The 16,584-nt window shown below is 58.5% G+C and carries 16 protein-coding genes and 1 pseudogene; 1 reads left to right on the forward strand and 16 read right to left on the reverse strand.

The genetic code is table 11. The annotated features are described in order from the left end of the window. Window positions 1-134: 134 nt before the first annotated feature. Window positions 135-971, forward strand: a complete 837-nt coding sequence (locus HMPREF9162_RS06735) for an Rpn family recombination-promoting nuclease/putative transposase (protein ID WP_009438860.1) — start codon at window positions 135-137, stop codon at window positions 969-971. A gap of 90 nt (window positions 972-1,061) precedes the next feature. On the opposite strand, the gene HMPREF9162_RS06740 is transcribed toward HMPREF9162_RS06735, so the two are convergent. The 16 genes and pseudogenes from HMPREF9162_RS06740 to fliE form a co-directional block, all read right to left on the reverse strand. Further along, on the reverse strand, window positions 1,062-2,129 hold the full coding sequence (locus tag HMPREF9162_RS06740) for an L-threonylcarbamoyladenylate synthase (protein WP_009438605.1): 1,068 nt from the start codon (window positions 2,127-2,129) through the stop codon (window positions 1,062-1,064). 174 nt (window positions 2,130-2,303) lie between these two features. Beyond that, window positions 2,304-3,191, reverse strand: a complete 888-nt coding sequence (gene prmC, locus HMPREF9162_RS06745) for a peptide chain release factor N(5)-glutamine methyltransferase (RefSeq protein ID WP_009438852.1) — start codon at window positions 3,189-3,191, stop codon at window positions 2,304-2,306. After that, window positions 3,191-4,255, reverse strand: coding sequence for a peptide chain release factor 1 (gene prfA / locus HMPREF9162_RS06750; protein ID WP_009438938.1), 1,065 nt, complete (start codon window positions 4,253-4,255; stop codon window positions 3,191-3,193). The genes prmC and prfA overlap by 1 nt, the downstream gene beginning before the upstream one ends. Then, window positions 4,249-5,163 carry a DUF1385 domain-containing protein gene (locus HMPREF9162_RS06755; RefSeq protein ID WP_037350333.1) on the reverse strand — a complete coding sequence of 305 codons (915 nt, stop codon included), beginning with the start codon at window positions 5,161-5,163 and terminating at the stop codon, window positions 4,249-4,251. Before HMPREF9162_RS06755 ends, prfA begins: the two co-directional genes overlap by 7 nt. Window positions 5,164-5,273: 110 nt before the next feature. After that, window positions 5,274-5,474 carry a 50S ribosomal protein L31 gene (rpmE, locus tag HMPREF9162_RS06760; RefSeq protein WP_009349208.1) on the reverse strand — a complete coding sequence of 67 codons (201 nt, stop codon included), beginning with the start codon at window positions 5,472-5,474 and terminating at the stop codon, window positions 5,274-5,276. Window positions 5,475-5,624: 150 nt separating this feature from the next. Further along, entirely contained in the window at window positions 5,625-6,905 is a 1,281-nt protein-coding gene (locus tag HMPREF9162_RS06765) for an NAD(P)/FAD-dependent oxidoreductase (RefSeq protein ID WP_009438631.1), read from the reverse strand. A 163-nt stretch (window positions 6,906-7,068) separates the two neighbouring features. After that, window positions 7,069-8,448, reverse strand: coding sequence for an MATE family efflux transporter (locus HMPREF9162_RS06770; RefSeq protein WP_009438618.1), 1,380 nt, complete (start codon window positions 8,446-8,448; stop codon window positions 7,069-7,071). Between the two features lie 24 nt (window positions 8,449-8,472). Beyond that, entirely contained in the window at window positions 8,473-9,618 is a 1,146-nt protein-coding gene (locus HMPREF9162_RS06775) for an N-acetylmuramoyl-L-alanine amidase (RefSeq protein ID WP_009438905.1), read from the reverse strand. A gap of 84 nt (window positions 9,619-9,702) precedes the next feature. Next, on the reverse strand, window positions 9,703-10,317 hold the full coding sequence (locus HMPREF9162_RS06780) for a MotE family protein (protein ID WP_009438638.1): 615 nt from the start codon (window positions 10,315-10,317) through the stop codon (window positions 9,703-9,705). A 27-nt stretch (window positions 10,318-10,344) separates the two neighbouring features. Next, window positions 10,345-10,952 (reverse strand): annotated as a pseudogene (locus HMPREF9162_RS06785) (lytic transglycosylase domain-containing protein). After that, a complete protein-coding gene (fliJ, locus tag HMPREF9162_RS06790; RefSeq protein ID WP_009349214.1) occupies window positions 10,949-11,416 on the reverse strand; it encodes a flagellar export protein FliJ in 468 nt (155 codons plus the stop codon). Before fliJ ends, HMPREF9162_RS06785 begins: the two are co-directional and overlap by 4 nt. Then, window positions 11,413-12,789, reverse strand: coding sequence for a flagellar protein export ATPase FliI (gene fliI / locus HMPREF9162_RS06795; protein WP_009438756.1), 1,377 nt, complete (start codon window positions 12,787-12,789; stop codon window positions 11,413-11,415). The genes fliJ and fliI overlap by 4 nt, the downstream gene beginning before the upstream one ends. After that, on the reverse strand, window positions 12,786-13,577 hold the full coding sequence (locus HMPREF9162_RS06800) for a FliH/SctL family protein (RefSeq protein ID WP_037350335.1): 792 nt from the start codon (window positions 13,575-13,577) through the stop codon (window positions 12,786-12,788). Before HMPREF9162_RS06800 ends, fliI begins: the two co-directional genes overlap by 4 nt. Continuing rightward, window positions 13,570-14,589, reverse strand: a complete 1,020-nt coding sequence (gene fliG, locus HMPREF9162_RS06805) for a flagellar motor switch protein FliG (protein WP_009349217.1) — start codon at window positions 14,587-14,589, stop codon at window positions 13,570-13,572. Before fliG ends, HMPREF9162_RS06800 begins: the two co-directional genes overlap by 8 nt. 2 nt (window positions 14,590-14,591) lie before the next feature. Continuing rightward, the gene (gene fliF, locus HMPREF9162_RS06810) at window positions 14,592-16,172 is read right to left on the reverse strand and encodes a flagellar basal-body MS-ring/collar protein FliF (protein WP_009438782.1); all 1,581 of its coding nucleotides are present in this window, start codon (window positions 16,170-16,172) and stop codon (window positions 14,592-14,594) included. Window positions 16,173-16,255: 83 nt separating this feature from the next. Further along, entirely contained in the window at window positions 16,256-16,558 is a 303-nt protein-coding gene (fliE, locus tag HMPREF9162_RS06815; protein WP_009438773.1) for a flagellar hook-basal body complex protein FliE, read from the reverse strand. Window positions 16,559-16,584 lie beyond the last annotated feature (26 nt).

The following is a 16,584-nucleotide window of genomic DNA, read 5'->3' on the forward strand; positions in this document are numbered from 1 at the left end:
TCCTCTTTCATCTTGGTATACGTTTTATTATACAGATTAGGCGAAATAAAACAATCCTAAATTGTGCGATGCAGTCGATATATCTAGCGAGACCGCGCGATTTATGGTAAAATTGGGACGAGGAGGGATGCCCCTTGACCCAGCGTAAAAAATGGCGGGATCTGACCATCACCGACAACTATATGTTCAAGCTCATCATGAGTTACAAGCGTATTTGCAAGCATCTCATCGAGCGAATACTCGGCATTGAGGTAAAAGATATTGCCTACATCGAAAACGAATATCCGCTCAAGAGTACGCATGAGAGCAAGGGCGTTCGTCTCGACGTATTCGTTGCCGATACCGCCGGCTCGCGTTTCGTTCTCGAGATGCAGGTGCGCAATTACGGCGCACGGGAAATCGGCAGGCGCAGCCGTTTTTATCAAACGACCATCGATTTTGACTTCCTCACGACGGGGGAAGCATACAAAGACCTCGGCGATGCCTATGTGATTTTCTTCTGCCCTTTCCCGCTGTGGGGCGGCGAGCGGCGCGTCTATACATTTGAGAATACCTGCCGCGAGGATAAAAATCTGACCTTACAGGACGGCATGACGAAGGTATTCCTCAGTTCCGCCGGAAAACCGACGGACGATATTGATCCCGAGGTCAACGATTTCCTGAACTACATGAACGGCATCCTCGGGGACAGCCCCTTTATTCGGGAAATCGACGAAGAGATCCGACGACTCAAGGAAAACGGTGAAAAGGAGGAGCTATATATGAATTTCCTAATGAGCATCAATGACGACCTGATCGAAGCCCGCGCCGAAGCGCGCAAAGAAGGCAGAGCCGAAGGTACAGAAAAGACACAAATATCCGCGCTCAAAAACCTCATGAAGAACCTAAATCTGTCTCTTGAAAAAGCAATGGACGCTTTGGGGATCCCGTCAAACGACCGCGCAAAGTATGCGGCGATGATACAGAATTGACGCTGTTGAACAGCCCGGCAAATTTTAACAAGTAAAAGAGACTGATGCACAAATACATGTGCGTCAGTCTCTTTTGTTGATAAGTTTTCTTTAGGATACGTATTCTCCTACAATGATTATATTTCCTCCGCTCGCTTTGCGCAGGCGGTTCATGACGGCAAGTCCAAGCCCGTGTTCGTCCGTCCCCTCGGCGAGGAGCGCCCCGGCGTCCGTATTGTCAAACCGGCGGAGTGCATCGTAAAGACAATTCGCATACGCAGCATCATCACCGCGTACGCCACAGGCATAAACATATGCGGGAGATATGATGCCTGTGAGCGCGGCACAGGTCTCCCGGAAGGCAATCAGTCCGATCTGCGTCCCCTCTGCCCTCTGCCGCAGAATTTCCGCACGGAGCGCCGCTGCTACCGCATCGGGCGCGCCTGTATAGACGGCGAGCGGCGCGCGCGGCGCATAATGGCGGTACTTCATGCCCGGAGCGCGCGGTACGGCATCCGCCGCCGTGAGCGCGGGGTCGACGCGCACCTCCATGTGCGGCAGTTCCGCCGCAATCATCTCACGCGTGACGGCGCCGGGGCGCAGGACGGTTACGACGCCGTCCTCCGTACAGTCCACAATCGTGGACTCGACACCCCAGCGGCACGCGCCGCCGTCAAGGATGCACGGGATGCGCCCTGCAAGATCGTCCGCGACCATCACCGCCGTCGTCGGGCTGGGACGCCCCGAGGTATTCGCGGACGGCGCGGCGACGGGGACGCCCGCCGCACGAATGAGGGCGCGCGCAATGTCATGGTCGGGACAGCGCACGCCGACGGTCGAGAGCCCGCCCGTCACGATGTCCGGTATATGCGCCGCCTTTGGCAAAATCACGGTGATGGGGCCGGGTGCAAACGCTGTGAGAAGATGCGCGGCGGCGGGCGGTATTGTGCGCGCGGCATCCGCCGCCATGGAGAGATCGGCGATGTGCAGGATGAGAGGATTGTCGGAGGGGCGTCCTTTCGCCGCGTAGATGCGCGCGCAAGCTGCCGCGTCGAGGCCGCTTGCCCCGAGTCCGTAGACCGTCTCCGTCGGGAACGCGACAAGCGCGCCGTCACGAATCATCCGCGCGGCATATGCGATGTCCGCCTCCCGCACAGGGGAGATGATTTTCGTTTGCATAGAGCGCGCCTCCTTTCCTAATATGTTGCCGCGCGCGTAAAGCGATACGCTTTCTTAATAATTATTGTTCGGCGCGCATTGTAGCAAGAGGGCATTGTCATACACATATTGATAGCGAGGGAGAATGATGTATATGCCGTTACCTGAGCCGCGAGGCAACACCAAAATCTCACCTCACGCTCCATACGCTGCGACTACTCGCTCAATCCCCGCCAAATCCTTCTTTGTCTCCGTCCGCACGATTCGCGGATGCCGCTCCGCAAGCGCGGCAACATCCGCCGCCTGCCCGATGCCGACCTCGACGGCGATTGCGCCCCCCTCCTTCAGCATGGCGGGCGCGTCCGCCATCATGCGGCGATAAAAATCGAGCCCATCTGCTCCGCCGTCGAGCGCGAGATGCGGCTCATAGGCGCGCACATCGGTCATGAGTTCCGCGATGTCTCCCGCAGGGATATAGGGCGGATTCGATACGATCATATCGTAGGTGCGTCCCGCGAGCGGGGCGAGCAGGTCGCCCTCCCGGACAGAGCATCGCTCCGCGAGCCCGAGCTGCGCCGCGTTCTCCCGTGCGACAGCAGCCGCGCCGGGCGAGATGTCGACGGCATCGGCGCGCAGATCCGACACATCCGCATGATAGAGGACGGAGAGCGCAATTGCGCCCGTCCCCGTGCCGAGGTCGGCGATGCTCATAGCGTCCGCCCCTGCCGCACGCCGCGCACGCAGGAAATCCACGGCGGTCTGCACGAGGATCTCGGTGTCGGGACGCGGGATGAGCGTGTCGCGCGTGACGCAAAACTCCAGCCCCATGAACTCCCGCCTGCCGAGCACATATGCCATCGGCGTATGCGCGCCGCGCTCTTTGACATAGCTGCGAAACGTGCTTAGCTCCGCAGGCTCAAGAGGCTCGTCAAAATGGACGTAGAGATACATGCGGTCTTTGCCGAGGACGGCGGCGAGCAATACCTCGGCGTCAAGGCGCGGGCTCTCGATGTCGCGCGTCTTAAAAAAATCCGTCGTCCATGTGAGCAGACGGCGGATCGTCCAAAGTTCACGCTCCGCCATCACTGCACCTGTTTCAGACGTTCCGCCTGATCCGCCGTGATGAGCGCGGCGAGGAGTTCTTCGAGCTCCCCGTCCAAAACGGCGTCGATCTTGTAGAGTGTCAGCCCGATGCGGTGATCCGTGACGCGCCCCTGCGGGAAATTGTAGGTGCGGATGCGTTCGCTGCGGTCGCCCGAGCCGACCTGACTGCGCCGGTCGGCGGCAACGGCATCCGCCTGCTCCTGCTGCGCGCGGTCGTAGATGCGTGCGCGGAGCACCTTCATCGCCTTTTCCTTATTCTTGAGCTGCGACTTTTCATCCTGACACTGCACGACGATGCCCGTCGGCAAATGCGTGATGCGGATGGCAGTCTCCGTACGGTTGACGTACTGCCCGCCCGCGCCCGAAGCGCAGTAGGTATCGATGCGCAGGTCGTTCGGGTCGATCGTGACCTCGACGTCCTCCGCCTCCGGCAGGACGGCGACCGTGACCGCCGAGGTGTGAATGCGCCCGCCGGACTCGGTGACGGGGATGCGCTGTACGCGATGTGTGCCGCTCTCGTATTTCAGCTTGCTGTATGCGCCCGCACCCGTCACGAGAAACGAGATTTCCTTAAATCCGCCGATCTCCGTCTCGTTGCTGCTGAGGATCTCCGTCCGCCATCCCTGCCGCTCGGCATAGCGCGCGTACATGCGGAAGAGACTTGCGGCAAAGAGCGCCGCTTCCTCGCCGCCGACGCCGCCGCGAATCTCGACGATGACGTTCTTGTCGTCGTTCGGGTCACGCGGCAGGAGGAGGATCGGCAGCTCTTCTGCAAGGCGTTCGCGCTCCGCCTCCGCCGCGGCGATCTCTTCGAGCAACAGTTCCTTCATCTCGGCATCCGCCTCGGCGAGCATTTCCTTGTCCTCGGCGACGGTTTCCTCCGCCTTGCGGTACGCTTCGTATGCGGTCACGATGGGCGTCAGCGCGGCGTGCTCGCGCGTGTACCGCTGCCAGCGCGCCATATCCGCCATGACGGCGGGATCGCTGAGGAGCGCTTCGAGCTCTCTGTATTTGTCCGCGACTGCGGTGAGTTTGCTTAACACGATGCTTCCTTTCGGTAATTCCCGCTGCCTGCGGGGATTTGATCGGGCGGCAGTACCGCCTTGAGCGACTCGATCGCAACCTCGACCATCTCGTCCGCGGGCGGGCGCGTCGTGAGGTACTGCAGCCACAGCCCTGGCGTGATGAGGATGCGGACGAGACGGCTTTCGCTGCGCCCCGCAAAGCGGATGATCTCGTACGAGACGCCCGCAACGACGGGCAGGATCGCGAGACGGCTCAGAATGCGCAGCCAGAGGTCTGGCCAGCCGAAAAAGACGTGGAACACGATGGCGACGATCATGACGATGAGAAGGAAATTCGTGCCGCAGCGCGGGTGCAGGCGCGTGAACTGCTGCACGTTTTCAACCGTCAGCGGCAGCCCCGCCTCATAGCAGTGGATGGTCTTGTGCTCCGCGCCGTGGTACTGAAAGACGCGGTGAATGCCGTCCATAAACGAGATGCCCCAAATGTAGAGCAGGAACACGGTGAGGCGGATGCCGCCCTCGATGAGGTTGAACACGACGGGATCGTTCGTATAAGCTGCCGCGAGGTGCGCCGCACCCGTCGGGATGACGATGAAGAGCACGCTTGCAAGCACGAGCGCAAAGCCGATCGTCATGGCGAGCTCCTTCTTCGTCATCTGCTCGTCCTCCTCGCCCGCCGCCTGCGCGGAAAAAGAGAGCGCGCGCATCCCAATGACGAGGGACTCGATCATGATGACCGAGCCGCGGATGAGCGGCAAATTGAGGATTGGATACCGGTCGCGGATGGACGTGACGGTATGCGTCTCGACCTCGATCTCGCCGGTCGGCAGTCGCACCGCCGTCGCCGTCCGATCCGCATCGCGCATCATGACGCCCTCGATGACTGCCTGCCCGCCGACGGCAAGATCGGTAATTCTTTTTGACATAAATTTTTCCTCTATATGAAAAAGGACTGCCACACGATCTCTCGTGCAGCAGCCCTTCCTGTTATGCGCAGACAAAAACAGGCAAGGTGCGGCGCACCTCACCGGTTTTACTACTTCTTCGCGTAGCGCTTTTGGAACTTCTCAATGCGTCCGCCCGCCTGAACGTCGCGCTGACGTCCCGTGAAGAACGGATGGCATTTCGAGCAGACATCGACGCGGAGATCGCCCTTGGTCGAGCCGGTCTTGAACGTGTTGCCGCAGCCGCACGTCACCGTCGCCTCGAAGAACTCCGGATGGATACCCTCTTTCATTCTGATACACCTCGTTTCTTTTGCCGGATACAAGCCCGCTTGTGCGCGCTTGGTTGAACTCGACGAAGCCGTCGAGAACGAGTCTTGGAAACGGACGCCCTGCGTCCATTACCGCCGTAGTATAACACAAACGCACGCGGTGCGCAAGTCCTACTCCATCTTCGTAAGGATGATGCGTGCGAGACGTTTGCCCAAAATATAATTCCAAATCCATTTCATCATGACGGTGAAATTCGCATATTTCCCCGCCAGACGCATGAGATGGACGAACATCCACGCCGTCCACGCGATAAAACCGCTCGCCTTCATATTGATGCCGATCACAGGGATGGGACCGTTCATGACCGCCTCGCCGCGCGCGATCGTCGCCATCGCGCCGAGATCTTGATAGACGAATCGTCCAAGCTCTTCCGGCTTTTTCCCATGAATCAGTGCCATGATGTTCCGCCCCACCTGCAGAGCCTCCTGCGTTGCCACGGGCGCAACGGTCGGGAGCGGGCGCTCCGTGCCGTGCTGGAAATTCGCGCAGTCGCCGATCGCAAATACGCAGTCGCTGCCGCGTACGAGCAGGTTCTCCTCGACAATGATGCGCCCCGCGCGGTCGACCTCGCCGCCGCAGTCTTTGATGAAGTCCTGCGCGCGCACGCCCGCCGCCCAGATCACAGTCTTGGTCGGGATCACGTCGCCGCCCTTGAGGCTGAGCGTTGATCCGTCATAGTCCGTCACGGCGGTATTGAGCCGGACATCAACGCCCTTTTTCCGCAGAACATCGATGGTTTTCTGTTGGAGGTCGGGCGGTACCATCGGCAGGACGGAGCCCATCGCCTCGAGCAGGATCACGTGAACTCTGCTGAAATCAAGACTATGGTATTCCTTCTTAAACACATCGATCAGTTCGATGATGGCGCCCGCCAGCTCAATGCCCGTCGCGCCGCCGCCGACGATGACGAAGTTGAGATGACGCTGACGCTCGTCATCGTCGGTCTCATTCACTCTTGCCGCTCGTTCAAATTCATGAACGAGATGGCTGCGCAGCGCGATCGCCTCTTGGAGGCTCTTCATCGGATAGGAGTTCTGTGCGACGCTCTCGTTGCCGAAGAAATTTGTCGTTGCGCCCGCCGCGAGTACGAGGTAATCGTACGCGATCTCACCGTGATTGGTCAGGAGTACCTTGCGTTCCTGATCGACCCCCTCCGCCGAGGCGAGTTGGAACTCCACATTCTTGTTGTGCTTGAAGAATGCGCGCGTCGGATATGCAATTTCCGGCACGGCGAGCACAGCGGTCGCTACCTGATAGAGGAGCGGCTGAAAAAGATGATAGTTGTGCCGATCGACAAGCGTGATGCGGACATTTTCTTTTGCGAGTTCCTTGGCGAGACAAATCCCTCCAAAACCGGCGCCGACAATAACAACGTGCTTCTGCTCCGCCATGATATTCCCCTCTCATTGACATAATAGTGAAAAAAATCACATAGTTGAATCAAATGATCCTATAAATCCATCCCATATGAGAAAGTTTATCTCACAGCGTTTATCATACCACGTTTCAGGAGAATTTCAATATTGATTTTTTTCATAAGCAGCGGCAATATGTCTATACTTCGGATACCGCCGCATTTCTCTCGTTTTCCCGCCGCATCCGGTTCTCGATGACGCGCAGGCGGATCATGAGGCAGACGGCGCCAAAGATGATGCCGCCGTTGAGCCCCGCCCAGTAGCCGTATGGTCCCAGCTCCGTCATCTGTGCGAGCAGGTATCCTGCAGGCAGTCCGATCCCCCAGAAGGAAAGGACGGCGAGCCAGAATGTAACCGTGACATCCTTATAGCCGCGCAGTGCCCCTTGGAGCGGCGCGTTGATGCAGTCGCAGAACTGCATAACGAGTGCATAGAGAAGGAAGACACGCAGAAGTTCCTGCACTTCCGGATTCGTCGAATAGAGCGCGGCGACATGGTCGCGCATGGCGGCAAGCGCAAGAGCAATGATGCCGACGAAGGCAAGCGTCAGCACGCGGCTCAGGCGGATGTATGCGCGTGCACCGTTTTCGCGCCCCGCGCCTACCTCGTATCCAACGAGGATGGTGATCGCCATAGAGACGGAAAGCGGCAGCATATAGACGATGGTCGTAAAGTTCATCGCCGCCTGATGCGCAGCAAGCACGGTTGTACCGTACGCCGCCATAAGCAGACCGACCGCACCGAAGATGCTTTGCTCGCAGAAAACTGTCATGCCGATGGGAATACAGATCTTCAGCTGTGCCCGCCAGTCGGAGATCACGGGGCGCGGGAATCCCGAAAAGACATGATAGCGTTTGAACTGTTCCATGCGCAGAACAACAATGATGGTGAGCAGCAGGAACACGGTATAGCTCAGCGCAGCGCCGAGCCCTGCGCCTGCACCGCCGAACGGCGCAATTCCAAACGCACCGTACATGAATATGTAATTGAGGACAATGTTGATCGGCACAACGGTCACGGTGATAAACATCGTGAGCCGCGTTTTCCCATGTGCATCCATGAGGTTGCGCAGAACGCTCGCAGGCGCGATCGGTATCATGCCAAATGCGATGTAGGACAGATACTCCATCGTGATATTTTCGACGACAGGCTCGAGATCGAGCGCCCGCACAAGCATCGGAACAGTGAGTGCACCCAGCACCAAGAGAAGCGCGCCAAAAAGCGTCGCCCAGTAGAATCCCTGCCGGACGACGCTCCTGATCTCCCTCCGCTCCTGCGCACCGTAATGATGTGCAATCACCGGAGTCAGCCCCGAGATCAGCCCAACAAACGCGCCGAATACGGGGAAGAAGATGCTCGCGCCGACAGCGACGCCGGCGAGATCTTCCTTACTGATATGTCCCGCCATGACAGTGTTGAAGAATCCCGGTGCCATGAGCGAGAGCTGTGTGATGAGAATCGGAAGGAGCACAATGAAGAACTGGCGGGCACGCGCCCGGTAACCATGAACTTCCTGCAAGTCATCCCTCCTCTTCTCATTCTTTTATCCGAAATAATCCGCAATGCCGTCCGCAATGCCGCGGGCAATCTTCTTGATGCCCGCCTCACTGTTCATCATACGCTCCTCGTCTGCATTTGAAATGAAAGAGATCTCAACGAGAATGGACGGCATATCCGTATGTTTTACCACGTAAAAATTACTGGTCTGCGTACCGCGGTCAAGCGTGCCGATAGAGTCGATGAGGGCAGTGCGCACACTGTCGGCAAGGCGCCTCGACTGCGGCGAGCCCTTTGTGTAGTAGTAGGCAGTCGTCCCCTTGACCTCACGATTCGTAAAGGCGTCCGCATGGATGGAAATGAAGATATCTGCGTTCGCTTTGTTTGCAATCTCACAGCGCGCCTCAAGTTCCTCGACAGCGGTTGCTTGTGCGCCCTTTGGCGAGACCTCGGTATCCCCCGTACGCGTGAGGATCACGGTCGCTCCCTCCGCTTCGAGCAGGCGCTTGACCTCCTTGCTCACGCGGATCGTCACAGATTTTTCCATGACGCCTGTGGGGCCGATCGCCCCCGAATCGCTGCCGCCGTGTCCGGGATCGATGGCGATCTTGCGCCCCTTCAGCCCGATGATCTTGGAAATGTCCCGATTAACGTCACTGCTGCCGCGCGGCTGTTCGTTCTCGTCCTCCTCCTGCTCACCCTGCTGCGGAAGCTGCACAGGCGGCTGTACCTGCGGTGCGGGCTTCTTGGGCACGCCGCCCGGCGCACGTCCAAAGTCCATGACGATACGCGGCTTGCCGCCGCCCAAGGCAAAGACCTTGTACCCGTCCTTGCCCACGGAGGTCTCCACCACGATGCGGACAGTTGTTTGGTCGAACTGCGCGACACGTACGGCAGAGGCAATTGAGGAGTCGATGCCGACTGAACGCTTTACGTCTGCGGAAATCCATGCGTTCTGCACGTCAACCACAACGCGTGTGGGATTTGCAAGGACATTCTGCCGATAGGTTACGGGACGGTCGGCATCCACGACGATGCGGACATTGCCGTCCGCTTTCCCGATGCGAATCCCCGTGATCTTCGCCATGTCATGCGCACGATCGCTGAACGCTGCCTCCGCATGTCCTGCGGCGCCGATGATTCCAAAAAATCCGATGAGCAGAAGGCTCATCAGTAAAACAATACGCCGCAAGGGCAACACCTCCCAAAAAACCTGCGAAATAGGCTTTGCATCTATTTCGCAGGCTCTTCTTTTTCGTGTAAATATGCACATTCGCTACTGCTGTGAGGATTCTGCGGGCGCTTCGTCCGCTGTCCCCGGTACGGGAGCATGGGCGGCTGCACTGCGTGCTGCCGCTCCTTTGCGCGGGACGCCCTCGTAGATGATCTGCGTGATCTCAGCGGCACGTTCCGGTTCGAACGCTGCCATGATCTTCGCCGCGTTGCCCTCGTCCATACGCTGGAGGATCGCAATGCAGAGGTCGATATCGAGAGCCTCCATCACCTTAGCAGCATCCGCCGCCTTCATATCATTGTAGAGACGTGCAAGTTTCGTGACGCGCTTTTTTTCCGCCGCCTCGCGCTCTGCCTGCTGCTTGGCGATCTCCTCTTTCGTGATCTTTACGCTCTCAGATACCTTTTTCGGCGTGCCTGCGGCGGCAGGTTTTGCAGATGACGTCTGCGCGCTCTGCGTCCCCGTCGTCTGTGTCTCTTCGGCACTGCCCGCAGGCGGGACGAAGTATTCGCCGACAATCGGAAGCTCGTGCAGATGATATTCCTCGTTCAGTGCCTGCGTGTCAAAGAGACGCAGGTAGACGCCAAGGGCAAAACCGCCCGCAACAATCACGAGGAGTAAGATCAGACCGAATAGGATCTTTAGTTTCTTCCGCATGGAATCCCCATCCCTCTTTCTCTTCCCTCACCGATAAATATCGAGTACACGGTTCACGTAGTCCTGCGTCTCCGCGTACGGAGGAACGCCGCCGTATGCCTTAACGGCACTCGCTCCCGCATTGTAGGCGGCAACCGCCTTGCGGACATCCCCGCCAAACGTGCCGAGGAGCTCGCTCAGATATTTCGTACCGCCCTCGACGTTGCTCTTCATATCGTAAGGATTGACGCCAAGTTCCGCAGCCGTTCCCGGCATGAGCTGCATGACGCCGATTGCCCCCGCGTCCGAGACGGCGTCCTGCCGCCCCCCGACTCGACCTCCGCAACGGCGGAGACGAGTTTCGGGTCGACCGCGTATTTCTGCGCAGCGGCATGAATCGTACGCGCGAGATCGGGCTGAGCAGCGTCTGTCGGTGCAGTCCGCTCTGCCCGTGCCGTTTCCTGAACGGCAGCCGATGGAGCTGCGGCTTGCACTGTGTGTGCCTTCTCTGCCGCTCCTGCGGCGCTGCGGTCAATCTCTGCACGCAGGCGTGCCGCAAAATCTGCACCCGGAAGCTGTGCCTGCGGCAGGTTAAACTGTCCCTCAATCTCGGCGATGCGTGCCTGTATCTGCCGTATGGCGGAAAGATCCATCATACTGCTTCCTCCATTTCCCTGTTTCTCATCGTGAGCTGCAGGCCGATCTCGTCGAGCATTTTCTGCTCTTCCTGCAGTGCCTCCGCCTTGTATTCCGCAAGACGTTTTTCCCTCAGTTTTTCAATGCTCTTAAGCGCGCTCATCTGCTCCATCAGGACTTTTAGACGCTTTTGCCGCTCTGCATTCGCACGCAGGACAACCTGCTGCTGCTCCTCGATCTGCTGCCGCTTCCATGCAAAGAAGCGGTTAAAGCTCATGAGCCGCCCAATCTTGATGCGCGTGCCCGTTTTAGAGAGTTCTTCGTAATCATGCTGCCCCTGCTGCATCTCTTCGAGCAGCCGACGCTGGTATGCACGCGCCTCCTCCAGTTTTCGCACGGCTTCGGCAAAGGCGACTTCCGCCTTTTCCTTTTTCATGCGCGTCACCTTAAGGAGGGTTTCAAGCTGAAATCGAAATTTTTTCATGTGAGTTCTTCAGCGGATGCAGGCTGCTTCCCCGTCAGCTCCACGAGCCGCCGCTCCGTATCCTCGTAAGAGGTCACTTCGAAGATATCCTGACAAAGAAAATCGTTGATGCCCTCGATTTTTTGGATCGCAGCGTCGATCTTTGGACTTGAGCCTTTGACATAGGCGCCGATATGGATAAGATCCTCCGCTTCGCTGTAGACCGCCATGAGCTGGCGCATTTCCTGCGCCGCCTCAAGATGTTCTTTGGGAACGACCTCGTACATAACGCGGCTGACACTGCCCAGAACGTCGATCGCCGGAAAGTGATTCTGCGCCGCAATCCGGCGCGAGAGCACGATATGTCCGTCGAGAATCGAACGCACGGCATCGGCGATCGGCTCGTTCATGTCATCGCCGTCAACGAGGACGGTGTAGATGCCTGTAATCGACCCATGCTCGCTCGTGCCTGCGCGCTCGAGGAGCCGCGGCAGCATGGCAAAGACGGACGGTGTATAGCCGCGCGTTGCGGGAGGCTCGCCGATGGTGAGTCCAACTTCGCGCTGTGCCATAGCAAAGCGCGTCACGGAGTCCATCATGAGGACGACCTTGTGCCCGCGGTCTCGGAAATACTCGGCAATCGCCGTTCCCGTCATCGCGCCCTTGATGCGGACGAGCGCCGGCTGATCCGAGGTCGCAACGACGACGACGGAGCGTTTGAGCCCCTCCTCACCAAGATCCCGCTCGATAAAGTCGCGTACCTCGCGTCCGCGCTCGCCGACGAGGGTGATGACGCTGATATCCGCCTCCGTATTGCGCGCAATCATGGAGAGCAGCGTGGACTTGCCGACACCCGAGCCCGCCATGATGCCGATGCGCTGTCCGTCACCGAGCGTGATGAGCCCGTCGATAGCACGCACACCGACATAGAGGTTTTCACTGATGCGCGGACGAGAGAGCGGCGACGGCGGCGGTGCCTGCAGGGGATACTCTTCCTTTGTAAGGATAGGTCCCTTGCCGTCAATGGGGTTGCCGAGCCCGTCCAGCACGCGCCCGAGGAGTTCCTCCCCGACCTTCACACGCAGGCGTCGTCCCGTTGCCGTGACCTCGCAGCCCGGACCAATGCCCTGCATCTCGCCGACCGGCATGAGCAGGACGCTCCCCTCCCGGAATCCGACGACCTCTGCGGGCACTGCCGGCATCCCGGTGAAATGGGATCTGACATAGCACAGCTCGCCGACCGTCACCGTGGGTCCCTGCGACTCGATGACGAGACCGATGATCTGCGTGACCTTCCCCGTGAGCTTCATCGGTGACGCTGCGTGCAGGGCATCCTTAAATTTCCGGATATCTATGGAAAATGGGGGATTCCCCCCCGTTTCACTCATATTCATAGCATTACTTCCCGCACAGCCTTTTTGAGCTGTTCGATCTGCGTCTGAAGGCGTGCGTCCACGCTGCCGTTCGGCGTCTCCACAAGGCAGTCGCCCGGCTTCATTGCCTCGTCGGAGGTAATCGTGAGATTCGTATCCCCCGCCGTGAGGAGTCCTCGCAGTTCGTCGCGTGCCATGAGGACAAAATCATAGCTGTCCGGCGGCACATGGACGACGACTTCCTTTTGGTCTTTGACCCGGAGGATCGCGTCGCGGACGATGGGCAGAACCATCTGCGGCACATCAATGAAATGCTGCGGGAGAATGCGCTCCACTGCCGTCATGGCAATGGAAACAATATCCTCCTCTGCCTGCATGAGATAATCGCGCATGGCGTCGTGTGCGTCGCGCAGTGTCTTTTCCGCCTGCGCGTTGGTCGTGCGGATGAGCTCCGCCATCTCTTCGCGCACGGCGGCTTCGCCTTCGGCATGGCCTGCGGCAAAGCCCTCTGCATGCCCTGCGGCACGCGCCTCTGCACGGTCGTTTTCGATCTGTTTCTGCGCCTCACTGAGAAGTCGGTCGCGCTCTTCCTCGGCTTCCCCGTGGAGTACGGCGACCTGTATTTCCGCCTCTTTGACGCGTTCGTCCATCGCCTGTTCGCGCTCGGCGATGCGGGCGAGGAGGTTCTGCACCGCCTCTTCGCTTAAGGCTTCCGCCTCCCCCTCTTCGCGGGGCGGGGGCGGTGGGGGCGGTACGTCTATGAGGTGCGGATTCTCTTCCCAGACGGCTGCCTTGATAACCCTAGACAATCATCTCGTCTCCCTTGCCGCGCGAAATCACGATTTCGCCCTTGTCCTCGAGCACGCGGATGACACCGACAACCTTCTGCTGTGCCTCTTCGACGTCGCGAATCTTGACAGGTCCCATGAACTCGATCTCCTCGCGCAGCATATCTGCCGCACGCGTGGACATATTCTTGAACACCTTTTCCGCAACTTCCTGCGGCGTCGCCTTGAGCGCGAGGGAGAGATCCTTCGTCTCGACCTGACGCAGGACGAGCTGGAGCGAACGGTCGTCGATCTGCACGATGTCCTCGAACACGAACATGAGCTTTTTGATCTCTTCGGCGAGTTCGGGATTGTCGACTTCGAGGGTCTCGACGATCGCCTTCTCCGTCGTACGGTCGACGCGGTTGAGCACCTCGACGATCGCCTTGATCCCGCCTGCCGTGGTGAAGTCCTGTGTAACCATAGAAGAGAGTTTCCGTTCGAGCACGCGCTCTACCTCTCGGATGAAATCCGGCGACGTACGATCCATCGTCGCAACACGCTTTGTGACCTCGACCTGCGATTCGGGAGGGAGCGATCCAAGGACGATCGCCGCCTGATCCGGATCGAGATACGCCATGACGAGCGCGATGGTCTGCGGATGCTCGTTCTGTATGAAGTTGAGGAGCTGCGCGGGATCGGTCTTGCGCAGGAAGTCGAAGGGACGCACCTGCAGGCTCGTCGTAAGACGGTTGATGATCTCGAGCGCCTTGTCGGGACCGAGCGCCTTCTCGAGGACGTTCTGCGCATATTGGAGACCGCCCGAGGAGATGTAATCCTGTGCCATGCACATGGAGTAGAATTCGGCGATGATCTCCGCCTTGAGCGAAGAGGATACCTGTTTTTGGTTCGCGATCTCGAGCGTTAACTGCTCAATCTCGTCGTCATCCATATGCTGAAAGAGCTTTGCGGAGTATTCAGGTCCAAGCGCGATAAAGAGAATCGCCGCTTTTTGCTGATTCGTCATGTCTCCGCTGCCATACATGTCCGGCATGGTCACTCCCCCTCCGAAAGCCACGTCTTAACGAGGAGCGCAACCTCTTCCGGCTTCGCATCGATGAGCGCGAGCAGCGCTTGTTTCTGATTCATCTGCTGCTGCTCTTCTTCGGAGAGGTCTTCCTCTTCGACCTGACCCGCCGCGATTGCTGCGGCGCGCTCCTCTGCGATGCGCTCTTCTTCGATACGCTGCGCCTCTTCCGCCGCTTCGCGCTCGAGACGTTTCTTGCGGCGATACATGAGGATTCCTCCAACGATGAGGGCGATGATGAGCAGGACGATGCCGACCTGCGCGTAGAAAATGCGATCCTGACGATCCTTTTCCGCCTGTTCTTCCGCCGCGCGGCGCTCCGCCGCCTCTTTGCTGAACGGCAGGGGTTCGACGGAGATCGTGTCGCCGCGCGCCTGATTGATGCCCGCCGCACTGCTGACCGTGCGCAGGATGCTCTCCTGCTGCGGCTGCGTCACGTCGTCATTGACGAGAACGGCAACCGTCAGCCGACGGATCGATCCGGGCGACGCGATGACGTGCTGGCGCTCTTCGTTGATCTCATAGTTCTTTGTGGATTCTTTTTTCTCGTACTGCGCGTTGGCGTTGCTCTCCTGCTCCACATAACCGGGCACGTTGCTCTGTACGCCCGCCGGTCCTCCCGGGTTCGTCGAGCTCCCGGTGTAGTTCTCGGAGATATCCTGCTGACTGCGGATGATGCCTGCGTCGTCCACAACGGGGGTAAATGTCTGCTTATCCGTCAGGCGGTCGTCAAAGTCGAGTTCGACGCTGACGCGCGCAACGGCACGTCCTTCTCCGAGCGTTTGATCGAGGAGGGACTGCACCTTTTTCTCAATATTGTCCTGTACCTTACGGGTCATATCGAGCTGTGTAAGCGTCTTGACCCCGACCGACTTTTCGTCCTGGTCGTCCGGATCATTGAGGATTTTCCCTGTATCGTCAACGATCGTGATATTTTCAGGCGTCAGCCCCTTGACGCTGTGCGCGGCAAGGTTGACGATGCCCTTAATTTCCTTTTTGGTCAGTTCCGTGCTTGGCTTCAGGCGCAGCATAATAGATGCCGTCGCGGGCTTTTCCTCTTTTTTGTAGAGGCTGTCCTCCGGCAGCACGATATGTACGCGTGCCTTTTCAACGGCATCGATCTGCTCGATGGTTCGCGTCAATTCGCCCTGCAGCGCCTGGAGATAATTGACGCGATTCTGAAACTCGGTCACACCGAGTTTGCTGTCGTCAAAGATCTCAAATCCCTTGTTTCCGCGCGGCAGTCCCTGTGTGGCGAGATTGAGGCGCGCCTCATGGACATTCGTCGTCGGCACAAGAATAGTCGTCCCATTCTTGCCGTCCTGCACCTCATAGCTGATCTTCGCCTCACGCAGCTGATTGGCGACCTCGCCCGCATCCTTGGTCTCCATATCGGTAAAGAGCGGCACCATATCCGGTTTGCTGCCATACCAAAAACTGAGTCCAAAGATGAGTGCAAGAATCGCGAGTGCGGAGCCAAGCATGATATAGCGTTGGCGCTTGTCAAAGCGTTCCCACATGGCAAGGCCGCGCTCTTTCCACTCTCCCATAATCTCTTTCCCTTCAAGTCATCATGGATGTACTTCCCGTTCCCCCATGCGGGCGCCGCCGCATAGTGCAAACTAGGAAGCGATCAAACCTGCATTCGCATGATTTCCTGATAGGCAGAAACAGCGCGGTTGCGCAGCTGCAGCGTCAGCTGAAGCGCGATCTCGGCTTTCTGCCCTGCCACGATGACCTGAGAGACATCCTGGACTTCTCCCGCCGCCAGCAGTGCATCCTGATGTTCGGAGTCGAGCTGGAGCCGGTTCACCTCGGAGAGCGCATCTTTCAGATAGGTCCCGAAGCTTTTTGTCTCCGCCCTGTCAACTGTCTCCCCAAGATGACTGGTCGCGCGCATCGTTACGGGGGTCATTTGCAGTGCTTGTATTTCCATGTAAATCGATCTCCCTTATCAATGAG

Source organism: Selenomonas sp. oral taxon 137 str. F0430 (assembly GCF_000183625.1).
In the GTDB taxonomy this organism is placed as follows: domain Bacteria; phylum Bacillota; class Negativicutes; order Selenomonadales; family Selenomonadaceae; genus Centipeda; species Centipeda artemidis.

What these genes read in the sequence shown, in the direction of transcription:
- HMPREF9162_RS06740 (WP_009438605.1), bottom strand. Translation starts at nt 2,129, where the DNA reads ATGCAAACGAAAATCATCTCCCCTGTGCGGGAGGCGGACATCGCATAT.
- prmC (WP_009438852.1), bottom strand. Translation starts at nt 3,191, where the DNA reads ATGGCGGAGCGTGAACTTTGGACGATCCGCCGTCTGCTCACATGGACG.
- HMPREF9162_RS06755 (WP_037350333.1), bottom strand. Translation starts at nt 5,163, where the DNA reads ATGTCAAAAAGAATTACCGATCTTGCCGTCGGCGGGCAGGCAGTCATC.
- rpmE (WP_009349208.1), bottom strand. Translation starts at nt 5,474, where the DNA reads ATGAAAGAGGGTATCCATCCGGAGTTCTTCGAGGCGACGGTGACGTGC.
- HMPREF9162_RS06765 (WP_009438631.1), bottom strand. Translation starts at nt 6,905, where the DNA reads ATGGCGGAGCAGAAGCACGTTGTTATTGTCGGCGCCGGTTTTGGAGGG.
- HMPREF9162_RS06780 (WP_009438638.1), bottom strand. Translation starts at nt 10,317, where the DNA reads ATGCGGAAGAAACTAAAGATCCTATTCGGTCTGATCTTACTCCTCGTG.
- fliJ (WP_009349214.1), bottom strand. Translation starts at nt 11,416, where the DNA reads ATGAAAAAATTTCGATTTCAGCTTGAAACCCTCCTTAAGGTGACGCGC.
- fliI (WP_009438756.1), bottom strand. Translation starts at nt 12,789, where the DNA reads ATGAATATGAGTGAAACGGGGGGGAATCCCCCATTTTCCATAGATATC.
- fliG (WP_009349217.1), bottom strand. Translation starts at nt 14,589, where the DNA reads ATGCCGGACATGTATGGCAGCGGAGACATGACGAATCAGCAAAAAGCG.
- fliF (WP_009438782.1), bottom strand. Translation starts at nt 16,172, where the DNA reads ATGGGAGAGTGGAAAGAGCGCGGCCTTGCCATGTGGGAACGCTTTGAC.
- fliE (WP_009438773.1), bottom strand. Translation starts at nt 16,558, where the DNA reads ATGGAAATACAAGCACTGCAAATGACCCCCGTAACGATGCGCGCGACC.